This window comes from Vibrio atlanticus (genome assembly GCF_024347315.1).
Taxonomy (GTDB): Bacteria; Pseudomonadota; Gammaproteobacteria; order Enterobacterales; family Vibrionaceae; genus Vibrio; species Vibrio atlanticus.
In genome coordinates this window covers 2842306-2854339 of sequence record NZ_AP025460.1, presented here as the reverse complement: position 1 = coordinate 2854339, position 12034 = coordinate 2842306, and the positions used below count along the sequence as shown (strand labels likewise).

11 protein-coding genes are annotated in these 12034 nt (G+C 44.0%); 5 read left to right on the top strand and 6 right to left on the bottom strand.

Features of this window, described 5'->3' with window-relative positions:
- The first annotated feature begins 182 nt into the window (after positions 1 to 182).
- A complete protein-coding gene (lpdA, locus tag OCV30_RS12660; protein ID WP_012604738.1) occupies positions 183 to 1613 on the top strand; it encodes a dihydrolipoyl dehydrogenase in 1431 nt (476 codons plus the stop codon).
- A gap of 514 nt (positions 1614 to 2127) precedes the next feature.
- Here the strand turns inward: lpdA and OCV30_RS12655 are convergent.
- Positions 2128 to 2733 carry a LuxR/HapR/OpaR family quorum-sensing transcriptional regulator gene (locus tag OCV30_RS12655; RefSeq protein WP_017101672.1) on the bottom strand — a complete coding sequence of 202 codons (606 nt, stop codon included), beginning with the start codon at positions 2731 to 2733 and terminating at the stop codon, positions 2128 to 2130.
- 337 nt (positions 2734 to 3070) lie between these two features.
- On the opposite strand from OCV30_RS12655, the gene hpt reads away from it, so the two are divergent.
- A complete protein-coding gene (gene hpt / locus OCV30_RS12650; protein ID WP_009847591.1) occupies positions 3071 to 3601 on the top strand; it encodes a hypoxanthine phosphoribosyltransferase in 531 nt (176 codons plus the stop codon).
- Between the two features lie 111 nt (positions 3602 to 3712).
- Here the strand turns inward: hpt and can are convergent, their stop codons facing one another.
- Complete coding sequence (can, locus tag OCV30_RS12645; RefSeq protein ID WP_009847590.1) at positions 3713 to 4372, bottom strand: carbonate dehydratase; 660 nt, start codon at positions 4370 to 4372, stop codon at positions 3713 to 3715.
- A 286-nt stretch (positions 4373 to 4658) separates the two neighbouring features.
- On the opposite strand from can, the gene OCV30_RS12640 reads away from it, so the two are divergent.
- From OCV30_RS12640 to OCV30_RS12630, 3 genes are all read left to right on the top strand, one after another.
- On the top strand, positions 4659 to 6290 hold the full coding sequence (locus OCV30_RS12640) for a SulP family inorganic anion transporter (protein ID WP_209439689.1): 1632 nt from the start codon (positions 4659 to 4661) through the stop codon (positions 6288 to 6290).
- Positions 6291 to 6612: 322 nt separating this feature from the next.
- Positions 6613 to 7530 carry an ABC transporter ATP-binding protein gene (locus OCV30_RS12635; protein ID WP_065678071.1) on the top strand — a complete coding sequence of 306 codons (918 nt, stop codon included), beginning with the start codon at positions 6613 to 6615 and terminating at the stop codon, positions 7528 to 7530.
- A gap of 1 nt (position 7531) precedes the next feature.
- Positions 7532 to 8302: an ABC transporter permease gene (locus OCV30_RS12630; RefSeq protein ID WP_009847587.1), complete on the top strand. Its 771-nt coding sequence runs from the start codon at positions 7532 to 7534 to the stop codon at positions 8300 to 8302.
- 170 nt (positions 8303 to 8472) lie between these two features.
- Here the strand turns inward: OCV30_RS12630 and panC are convergent, their stop codons facing one another.
- From panC to pcnB, 4 genes are read right to left on the bottom strand one after another with little or no spacing between them, the layout of a single operon-like run.
- Positions 8473 to 9363, bottom strand: coding sequence for a pantoate--beta-alanine ligase (gene panC / locus OCV30_RS12625; protein WP_017103847.1), 891 nt, complete (start codon positions 9361 to 9363; stop codon positions 8473 to 8475).
- Between the two features lie 8 nt (positions 9364 to 9371).
- Positions 9372 to 10166 (bottom strand): 3-methyl-2-oxobutanoate hydroxymethyltransferase, encoded by a 795-nt coding sequence (gene panB, locus OCV30_RS12620; protein WP_009847585.1) that lies wholly within the window; start codon positions 10164 to 10166, stop codon positions 9372 to 9374.
- A gap of 22 nt (positions 10167 to 10188) precedes the next feature.
- A complete protein-coding gene (gene folK, locus OCV30_RS12615) occupies positions 10189 to 10674 on the bottom strand; it encodes a 2-amino-4-hydroxy-6-hydroxymethyldihydropteridine diphosphokinase (RefSeq protein WP_065678072.1) in 486 nt (161 codons plus the stop codon).
- On the bottom strand, positions 10671 to 12026 hold the full coding sequence (gene pcnB, locus OCV30_RS12610; protein ID WP_009847583.1) for a polynucleotide adenylyltransferase PcnB: 1356 nt from the start codon (positions 12024 to 12026) through the stop codon (positions 10671 to 10673). The genes folK and pcnB overlap by 4 nt, the downstream gene beginning before the upstream one ends.
- Between the last annotated feature and the right edge of the window lie 8 nt (positions 12027 to 12034).

Here is a 12034-nt window from a genome sequence, read left to right as displayed (position 1 = left end):
TTTTAGAGAACAGTTTCCGGCATTTCTCATAAACTGCGGGGGAATTGTTGTCTAGCTCACAGGCTAACTTAAAGCTACTTTCACACTGTTAACATCTCTGTAAAATGTTTCCTGTTTGAAAGCCCAATAATTTTAAGAACATCTACTCAGCCTGTTAGGGATAATGACTACAAGAGGTCACAATGAGCAAAGAAATTAAAGCCCAAGTTGTTGTACTTGGTTCAGGTCCTGCTGGTTACTCAGCGGCATTCCGTTGTGCGGATTTAGGTCTAGAAACAGTACTAGTTGAACGTTACAGCACTCTTGGTGGTGTATGTCTAAACGTTGGTTGTATTCCATCAAAAGCACTTCTTCACGTATCTAAAGTAATTGAAGAAGCAAAAGCGATGGCAGAGCACGGCGTTGTATTCGGCGAGCCACAGACGGACATCAACAAGATCCGTATCTGGAAAGAAAAAGTAGTTGATCAACTGACTGGCGGTCTTGGCGGTATGGCTAAGATGCGTAACGTTACAGTTGTTAACGGTTTTGGTAAGTTCACTGGTCCTAACAGCATTCTTGTTGAAGGCGAAGGCGAAGCAACGACAGTTAACTTCGACAACGCAATCATTGCTGCGGGTTCTCGCCCAATCAAACTTCCGTTCATCCCACATGAAGATCCACGTATTTGGGACTCTACGGATGCACTAGAACTAAACGAAGTACCAGAAAAACTGCTTATCATGGGCGGTGGTATCATCGGTCTTGAGATGGGTACGGTTTACCACTCTCTAGGTTCTAAAGTTGAAGTTGTTGAGATGTTCGATCAAGTTATCCCTGCTGCGGATAAAGACATCGTAAAAGTCTTCACTAAGCGCATTAAAGATAAGTTCAAGCTAATGCTTGAAACTAAAGTAACAGCGGTTGAAGCGAAAGAAGACGGTATCTACGTTTCAATGGAAGGCAAGAAAGCACCAGCAGAAGCTGAGCGCTACGATGCAGTTCTTGTTGCTATCGGTCGTGTTCCAAACGGTGCACTTATCGACGCTGAAAAAGCAGGTATCGAAGTTGATGAGCGCGGTTTCATCAATGTTGATAAGCAAATGCGTACTAACGTTCCTCACATCCACGCGATCGGTGATGTTGTTGGTCAACCAATGCTTGCTCACAAAGGTGTGCATGAAGGTCACGTAGCTGCTGAAGTTATCTCTGGTAAGAAGCACTACTTCGATCCTAAAGTAATCCCATCAATTGCGTACACTGAGCCAGAAGTAGCTTGGGTAGGTAAGACTGAGAAAGAAGCGAAAGCGGAAGGCCTGAACTACGAAGTTGCTACTTTCCCTTGGGCTGCTTCTGGTCGTGCAATCGCTTCAGACTGTGCTGACGGTATGACTAAGATGATCTTCGATAAAGAGACTCATCGCGTAATCGGTGGTGCTGTTGTTGGTACTAACGGTGGTGAACTTCTTGGCGAAATCGGCCTAGCAATCGAAATGGGTTGTGATGCAGAAGATATCGCACTGACTATCCACGCTCACCCAACTCTACACGAGTCTGTTGGTCTTGCTGCGGAAGTATTCGAAGGTTCAATCACTGACCTTCCAAATAAGAAAGCAGTGAAAAAGAAAAAGTAAATACTCTTCATACTTGAAGCCGCAGCGTTGTTAACTGCGTAAGTTCACCCTAATCACATAGTAAATCTATGCCCATAGGGCTGAACTTCAGTCACTTAACAAAGAAAGGGTCACCTAGCTGCAACTCCAATTATTTTGAGTATATCTAGATTATAAAAGCCGCTGATTCGTCAGCGGTTTTTTTATGTCTGAAGAAAAGATGGTCGTCATGCTTGTAAGAGATCCCCAACTCGCTCGTCCCTCGCTCTTGAGGATGACGAAGTGAAGCGTAGTGGTTCTTTATATCCGTCATTCTCTAGAGTGACGAAGGAAGGAATAGGGAAGCTCAGGCTTTAGTGTCTGATTAATTTTTTTGTCTGTCGTTTATAGTGACGATGAAGTTAAGCGTAGTGGTTCTTTATATCCGTCATTCTTTAGAGTGACGAAGGAAGGAATAGGGAATCTGATTAGGTGAGAGGAAATAAAAAAGGGTTAGCGTAAAAGCCAACCCTTTAGTTTTGTTCGAAGATCGAATCTACTTATAAATGCACAGCATGTTCAAGTAGCTATCCGTCAAGGTCGAAAGCTCTTCTTGTGTATCAGCACGTTTCGCTTGGATGAATAGCGAGTAGCAAATGCCGTGGAATAGATTTGCTAGATGTTTAGGATCGTGATCGTCACAGACTTCGCCGCGTTCAATCGCCTTGCTAAACATGTTTTGTACTAACATCTGGTTAGTGCGGTTAGTGGTTACAAATAGAGGCCACACTTCATCGCGAGTTGATGCACTCCATTCGAACCATACATTTAACCAATTGCTATCTTGAGCCACTAACGTCACCATTTCAGTCGCAATATTATGTAGATTTTCTTTTGCGTGAATATCTAGGTCAATGTTGTCTGAAAGGAAGTTCGAGAATTGACGAACAACGTGGTTAAGTACTTCATCAACCAGATCTTCACGGGTAGGGAAGTAGTTAAATACTGTTGCTACTGACACCTGAGCGATGTCGGCAATGTCAGCGTGTCCACCGCGGCCTATGCCACGGCGAGAGAATACTTCAAGTGCGATTTCCATCAATTGAAGTTTTCTTTTTAAGGGTGAAAGCCTAGTTCTAGGTCTCTTCGTTATTGAGTCCATTTTGTTTTTCCTTGCCAACGAATTTTTATATTAATGATTTTATCATTATTTAAGCCAAGATGAGTGTAATGGTGCATATGTGAATGGTCAATCCCTTGTGCTTGTTTTATAGACAGTTACATCAAACTTGATACATAAAGCGTGATCAGTGTTGATGTGAAAGGATGCGAGTATTGGATAACGCACCAATGCACATTTCATTGAGAATCTAACAGTAAATTCGAACCATAAGGTGGTGTGGGTATTTGAGCAGTGCTAGACTTACGCACAAAATTGAGCGACACAACTGACGAAAGTGTCAACATTCGTCGTAATCACCAAATAAAATGAGAGCAGTATGAAGCATACAGTTGAAGTCATGATCTCTGAGCAAGAAGTTCAGGATCGAGTGAACGAACTAGGCAAGCAGATCACGGAGCACTACCAAGGTAGCGAAGATCTAGTTTTAGTTGGCTTATTGCGCGGATCTTTTGTCTTTATGGCGGATCTCGCTCGTGCTATCGATTTAACTCACCAAGTGGATTTCATGACAGCCTCTAGCTACGGCAACGGCATGGAAAGCTCACGTGATGTTCGTATTTTGAAAGACCTTGATGATGACATCCAAGGTAAAGATGTTCTACTTGTAGAAGACATTATCGATACTGGTAACACGCTGACTAAAGTAAAAGAAATTCTGAGCCTGCGTGGTCCTAAATCTATCGAAATTTGTACGTTATTAGACAAGCCTTCTCGTCGTGAAGTCATTGTAGACACAAAGTGGATTGGTTTTGAAATCCCAGATGAATTCGTTGTTGGTGTGGGTATCGACTACGCACAAAAATATCGTCACCTACCGTACATCGGTAAAGTTGTACCTCAAGAGTAATAACGACTCTGTTGAACACAAACAAGAAAGGCTCGCAAAACGCGAGCCTTTCTTATATCTATTCTTTCTTATATCTATTCTTTCTTATATCTACTGGTTAGACGTTAAGAATTAACCTAGGATTGGAGACGATAGGATTTTATCAAGCGCCGCTAAATGGCTGTTTTCTAAAGTGTCATTACTTGAGCAACGAACACCAAGATCTTGCAGTTTGCCATTACCAATACCATAAACCACACCGTGGATTTCAATATCTTGTCCACGTTCCCATGCGCTTTGCATGATGGTTGAGTTACCAAGATTGTAGACTTGTTCTGCAACGTTAATTTCGCATAACTTGTCACCCCATTGTTCACGAGGCAGAGATTCAATTTGCTTACGGTACTTAAGATAGTTATCGCGTATGTGGAGTAGCCAGTTGTTGATAAGACCCAGTTTAGGGTTATCAATCGCTGCGTTAACACCGCCACAGCCGTAGTGACCACAAACAATAACGTGTTTAACTTTGAGTACATCGACAGCGTATTGCACTACTGATAAGCAGTTTAGGTCGGTATGAACTACTTGATTAGCGACATTTCGGTGAACAAACAGTTCGCCAGAATACAAACCAGTGAGACGCTCGGCCGGAACGCGGCTATCTGAGCAGCCTATCCATAGAAAACCAGGGCTTTGACCCTCTTCAAGCGTTGTAAAATACTCTGGTCGTTGAGAGCGAATTTCTTCTGACCATTTAGAGTTGTTTTCAAAAAGCTGTTTAATCTCTGGCATTTTGCGTCTTACATCCCTTAATTAAGAACTCTAACTATACACAATGTTACAAATTCAATCTTGTAAAAACTGTGTCAAATAGTACTCATCTGACGTGTACTAGTCGTTAAAATCATTAACTTAGCGTAAAAGGCTTAATCCGAATATAAGAGACGAATAGTGTGATTAAATTAACACTTTCTGAACCGTTGATACATTTGTTAAAGTGATAAGGTTTGTCATTTCATCATCAGGAAGGTGTGTTTTGTTTGGAAGTCGTTTTACGGATATCAATCTCAAAGGAGATATGTTTGGCGGTGTAACTACAGCCATCATCTCATTGCCTTTAGCGTTGGCATTTGGTGTCGCTTCTGGTGCGGGCGCGGAAGCTGGCCTTTGGGGCGCCATCATGGTGGGCCTATTTGCGGCATTGTTTGGTGGCTCAAGCAGCTTGATATCAGAGCCTACCGGGCCGATGACAGTGATCATGACGGCAGTAATGACCAGCATGGTGGCCAAGTACCCTGAAACCGGGATGGCAATGACCTTTACCGTGGTAATGATGGCGGGTGCTTTTCAGATATTACTCGGTACATTAAAGCTAGGAAAGTACGTCACTTTGATGCCATATAGCGTGATATCTGGCTTTATGTCTGGTATCGGCGTGATTCTTGTCATTCTGCAACTTTCTCCTTTGCTAGGGCACGCAGCCCCTTCTGGCGGAGTGATGGGCACACTTTCGGCACTTCCTGATACGCTAGCTAATCTGAAAGTCAGCGAGCTGTTTTTAGGGGTATTAACGCTTGGTATCCTTTTCGGTTTTCCAGCTAAATATCGTAAGTATGTGCCCGCTCAATTGGTCGCTTTAGTGGCTGTAACGCTCTTATCCGTTATTATCTTTGATACCGATTCTATTCGCCGTATTGGTGAAATTCCCGCAGGCTTACCTTCTCTTGTTATTCCGACTATCAGCTCTGAGCAATTCACCACAATGGTTATCGATGCTTTGGTGCTAGGTACTCTTGGTTGTATTGATACGCTTTTGACTGCAGTTATCGGAGATTCATTGACTCGTAAAGAGCATGATTCAGACAAAGAACTTCGTGGCCAAGGCATTGCGAATATGATTTCTGGTCTGTTTGGTGCGCTACCCGGTGCGGGCGCAACCATGGGCACCGTGACCAACATTCAGGTAGGGGCTCGTTCTCCGCTTTCTGGTGTTATTCGTGCTTTGGTGCTTGCGCTAGTGGTATTGGTTGCGGGAGGCTTAACAGAGCCCATTCCTATGGCGGTGTTGGCTGGTATCGCGATGTATGTCGGTTTCAACATCCTTGATTGGAGTTTTATTCAGCGCGCACACAAGGTGAGTTATGCCGGCATGGGTGTCATGTACGGTGTGATGTTATTAACCGTATTCGTTGATCTAATTATTGCGGTCGGGCTGGGCGTTTTTATCTCAAACATTCTGATCATTGAAAGGCTGAGTCGAGAGCAAGCTAGACAAGTTAAGGCGATCAGTGATGGCGATGATGAAGACGATATCCCATTGACTGACAGTGAACGTCAGTTACTGGATAGTGCCAATGGTAAAGTGCTGTTCTTCTACCTTTCTGGGCCGATGATATTCAGTGTTTCAAAAGCGATTTCACGTCAACACTCGAGCATTTCTGATTATGAAGCGATGATCTTAGATCTAACTGATGTGCCTATGATTGATGTTACCGTTGGCTTAGCGCTAGAAAATGCGATTAAAGATGCCCTAGATGGGCAGTGTGAGGTGTACTTATTGTGTCCTAATGAGAATACTCGTCAGCAATTAGAAAAATTCCACGTGATTGATCTTGTACCTGAATCCAACACCTATCGATTCAGATATGAAGCCCTGACGGCAGCAACAAGCTACGTCGACAGAGATGAACATCAATTTGAGACAGTTTAACCTTCTGTTATAGGTTTAGATGAATGAGTCATTAGTGCTCGATTCCATATTAATAATGAGTGCCGCTAAGTGAATAACTTCGCGGCATTTTTTATGTTTACTGAACACTGAATTGCTCTTTACCTACCTAATATTCTTGTTCGCTTTCGAAATAAAGCCTCACTCGGTATTTGTATTAATCGTCAATCAACGATAAACTTGTTTGCAAAATGGCTGAGTAAACAAGTTTGAGTTAGTTTTCTGCTAGCTCGTTTTAAGCATTACTCTCTTCCTCAAATTCGGTCATCAACATCTTATCTATAGCAAATGGCAGTCTACCTCTATGTATGCATTAGAAATTGAGCAACTAAGAAAAACTTATGCAGGGGGCTTTGAGGCTCTTAAGGGCGTGAGTTTACAAGTAGAAAAAGGCGACTTTTACGCACTACTTGGCCCAAATGGTGCGGGTAAATCCACCACCATTGGTGTTATTTCTTCACTGGTTAATAAAACGTCAGGCAAGGTGAAAGTGTTCGGCTACGACATTGATACCGATCTGGAGTTAGCGAAGTTGAACTTAGGTTTAGTCCCGCAAGAGTTTAACTTTAACCCGTTCGAAACGGTTGAGCAGATCGTGCTACAACAAGCCGGTTACTACGGTGTACCGAAAGCTCTTGCTAAAGAACGCGCTAAAAAGTACTTATCTCAGCTCGATTTGTGGGAAAAGCGTGGCGAACGTGCGCGTAACTTATCTGGTGGTATGAAGCGTCGTTTGATGATCGCGCGTGCACTGATGCATGAGCCTCATTTGTTAATTCTTGATGAACCAACGGCGGGTGTTGATATTGAATTGCGTCGTTCAATGTGGGAATTCCTCAAGGAGATCAACGAGAAGCAGGGCATCACCATTATTTTAACTACGCACTATCTAGAAGAAGCGGAAATGCTGTGTCGTAACATTGGTATCATCAATCGTGGTGAGTTGATTGAGAACACCACAATGAAGTCGCTGTTGGGTAAGTTGAGTGCCGAGACCTTTATTCTTGATCTTGAAGAGGGTGCGACTGAACCTAAACTTGAAGGTGTGAATAGCCAAGTGATGGTTAATGGCTCGCTAGAAATCGAAATCGACAAGAATCTAGGTTTGAATACCATCTTTGATCAATTGAGTGAGCAGCAGGTAAAAGTTCTCTCTATGCGTAACAAAGCAAACCGCCTAGAAGAGCTATTTGTGAGTATCGTCCGTGAGGGGAATAAATAATATGTACAGCCTATATTGGACCGCTTTCTGCAGCTTGTTGACCAAAGAGATCAATCGCTTCACGCGTATCTGGGTGCAAACTCTAGTGCCGCCAGCGATCACCATGACGCTTTACTTCATCATCTTCGGTAACCTGATTGGTGCGCGTATTGGTGAAATGAACGGCTTTAGCTACATGGAATACATTGTGCCCGGTCTGATCATGATGTCGGTGATCACCAACTCATATTCCAACGTTGCTTCATCGTTCTTTAGTGCCAAATTCCAGAAGAACATTGAAGAGCTGCTTGTAGCACCTGTTCCTAACTACGTGATTATCGCCGGCTTCGTAATGGGCGGCGTGGTGCGTGGCTTGTTAGTGGGTACTATCGTCACCTTTGTATCGCTGTTCTTTGTTGACCTTCAAGTCGACCACTGGGGCGTGATCATTGCGACGGTATTTCTCACGTCGGTTGTGTTTGCTCTGGGTGGTTTGATCAACGCTGTATTCGCACGCACGTTTGATGATATTTCTATTATCCCAACCTTCATTTTAACGCCGCTGACGTATCTGGGTGGTGTGTTCTACTCGATCAGTCTATTGCCTGAATTCTGGCAAGGTGTATCGAAGTTGAACCCTATCGTGTATATGGTAAACGCGTTTAGATATGGCTTTTTGGGTGTGTCTGATGTGGGTATTGTGACGTCGTTTGGCGTACTAGGTGTGTTTATTGTCGTGCTGTATGGCATTGCACATTACTTAGTTACAAAGGGGATCGGCTTACGTAGCTAACTTTTAGTTATCCAGGAGCTATTAGTTATCCAGGAGCTATTAATTATCCAGGAGCTATTAATTATCCTGAATCGCAGGCAAAGAAAAAGGTCGATATTACATCGACCTTTTTTATGTTTTTCATCTGTGCTTTGCGGTAGAACCTGGTTTACGTAAAGAGAATAAAGCGATTACTCAGCAGTTTCTTCTTTCACTTCTTCTTTCGTTTCCGTGACCAAATCTAAAACTTGGTTGTCGATAAGACGAGTCTTACCTAGGAAAGCCGACATTAGAATCACTGCTTGAGTCGATTCTGAAGTGATTGCTTGTAACGTTTTCACATCACAAATGAATATTTCATCCGGTTGCAGGTCTGCTGCGCGCAGTTGGTCTGTTGCATCTTCAATGACAGACGCGTAATCATCACGACCACCACGAATAGCACTGCTGATCCAACGCATAGTGCGCGCTAGAACTGGAGCTCGCTGACGTTCGTCAATCGTTAGGTTGCTATTGCGAGAGCTCATTGCTAAACCATCCATTTCACGAACAGTCGCTACGCCCACAATCTCAATATCTAGCGCTAAGTCAGTTGTCATCTGGCGAATCACAGCAAGTTGTTGGAAATCTTTCTCACCGAAGCATGCAAAGTCTGGCTGAACGATATTAAACAGTTTCGTGACAATTGTTGATACACCGCGGAAGTGACCTGGACGAGAGGCACCTTCAAGCATATGAGATATACCCGGGACTTCAACAAACGTCTGTTTGTCCAATCCATCTGGGTACATAACCTCTGGTGTTGGCGTAAAGACTAACTCAACACCTTCGCCTGTTAGTTTGTTTAAATCGGCTTCTAACGTACGAGGGTAGTTATTTAGGTCGTCGGCGCGATCAAACTGCATTGGGTTAACAAAAATGCTTACAACAACAATGTCAGCTAGTTCACGAGCTTTCTTGACCAGAGTTAGGTGACCTTCATGTAGGTTTCCCATTGTTGGGACAAAAGCAACCGTACGTCCATCACGCTTAAACTGTTTAATCTGCTCACGAAGAGCCGCTATTTCAGCAAAAGTTTGCATAGTTACTCCTAAGCGATTGTATGAGCATCATCAGGGAAACGTGCGCTCTCTACTTCTTCTTTGTATAGAGCGACGGCTTTACGCATATCACCTGTTTCAGCTAGGAAATTCTTAGAGAATTTCGGCATGTAGTTCGCAGAAATACCGAACATGTCATGCATAACCAAGATCTGACCATCGGTAACATTACCTGCGCCGATACCGATAACTGGTACGTCACAAGCTTCTGTAATTCTTTTTGCTAATGAAGCTGGTACACATTCAAGAAGAACGATTTGAGCTCCTGCATTTTGCAGTGCTAGCGCATCAGCAACCATTTTATCGGCTTGCTCGTTGTCACGACCTTGAACTTTGTAACCACCAAAAATGTTTACCGATTGAGGCGTTAAGCCTAAGTGTGCACATACTGGTACAGCACGTTCTGTTAGCATCTTCACAGTTTCAATCAACCAGCTTCCGCCTTCGATTTTCACCATATTCGCACCAGCGCGCATTAAGGTTGCTGCGTTCTCACAGGCTTGCTCTGGTGTGGCATAACTCATGAATGGCATGTCAGCCATAAGAAGACAGTTTGGGCTCCCAGCACGCACTGAGCGAGTATGGTAAGCAATATCTTCAACGGTTACTGGTAATGTATCGTTACGACCTTGTAGAACCATGCCAAGTGAGTCACCGACAAGTAGAACTGGCATATCTTGGCTTTCGAATAATTGAGCAAAACTTGCATCATAAGCTGTCGACGTCGCGAATTTACGGCCTTCTTGTTTGCACTTGATTAGGTCGTTAATGGTTACTTTTTTCATTGATTTTCCTTAATGCGCTTGGCTATTGCTGCCAAACATTGAGCCCGTTCTTATCTACTATTTTTAGTAGTTCTGTCAGCTCAGTCCCATCAGGGAGTTGTAAACTTGGTGCGATTTCAGAAAGCGGGTAGAGCACAAACTCTCTTTCTTTCATTCCGTAATGAGGAACGGTTAAGCGCTCTGAATCGATCACCTCATTGCCGTATAACACGATATCGAGATCCAAGGTTCTTGGACCCCAACGCTCGTCTTTACGGACGCGCCCTTGTTCTTGCTCGATCTTTTGAGTGCAATCAAGCAGTTCAATTGGCGTTAATTCTGTTTTAATTGCTACTACCGCGTTGATGTAGTCGGGTTGGTTTTGCGGCCCCATTGGAGTGCTACTATATAGCTGTGAGGTCGCAACAAACGTTGTTCGCGGAAGATTCTTTAGCGTTTCGATAGCCAAGTTTGCTTGGCTAACGGGGTCGGCAAGATTACTGCCGACCGCAATGTAAGCCGTTATCATTCTGATTGCTTACTCTTTTTGTTCCTGTAAGTCTTACGGCGGCGATGACCCGACTTTGATGGTGCTGCTACGTCATTAGCCATCGCTTGACGCATATTGCGTCCTGCTGTCTGATAACGCTCCCACCATTTTGCTAGTTCTTTGGTTTCGCCACCTTCAATTTCGCCACGCATTTCTAGGAAATCGTAGCCAGCACGGAACTTGTTGAGTTCCATCAGGCGAACGGCACGTTTACCGTTGCGGCGAGGCAGTCGTAGTTGCAGTTGCCAAACTTCGCGAATGGTTGCGGTATGGCGACGAGGAATCGCAATTGATTTTACTTGTCGATCAAGAATGATGTTACTTGCTTCCATGATCGCATCGTAGTGCGCCATACCCTGTTCAGCGACAAGCTTATCTGCCAACTTGTTCATTGGGTACCAAAGCATTGCAGCAAACATAAACGCGGGGTTTACTCGCTTGCCATCTTCGATGCGAAGGTCAGTCGAGTCGAGTACCAAATCAAGCATTTGCTCGGTATGTGAGTCGTAGCCTTCTGTGAAGTGTTCCGCTACGGAAGGGAACATCTGCTGGAACAGGTTGTACTCACGCATCAAGTGGTAGGTTTCTAAACCGTGACCTGATTGCAGTAATTTTAGAGACTCTTCGTAAAGGCGCGCTGCTGGGATATCTTTTAGAAGATGTGCCAACTCTTCAATTGGGTCGGCTGTATCTTCCTCAATATCAAAGTCCAGTTTAGCGGCGAAGCGCATTGCGCGTAGCATGCGTACTGGGTCTTCGCGGTAACGCGTTTCTGGATCGCCAATCAGGCGGATCAGCTTATCTTCTAAATCTTCTACACCACCCGCGTAATCGTGGATGCTATAGTCTGCAATGTTGTAGTACATCGCATTGATTGTGAAGTCACGACGTTCTGCATCTTCATCAACATTGCCGTACACGTTATCGCGTAGCAACATACCTTCTTCAGATTGCGCAGAAACGTTTTTCGATGGCTCTTGGTGGTGACCACGGAAAGTTGCTACTTCAATGATGTCACGACCAAACATGATATGTGCCAAGCGAAAACGTCGACCGATAAGGCGACAGTTTCTGAATAAGTGCTTGATTTGCTCTGGCGTTGCGTTGGTCGCGATATCAAAATCTTTTGGCTGAGAGCCTAATAAGATGTCGCGTACACCACCACCGACTAGAAATGCGTCAAAACCCGCACCATTCAGGCGATATAACACTTTAAGTGCATTGTCGCTGATCTGCTTGCGTGAAATATTGTGCTCTTGACGAGTATAAATATTCAGAGCTAATTCGTGGAATCCGCGTTGTTCGCTTGGGGTATTGTCGTTTGTATTCATTAGTTTAT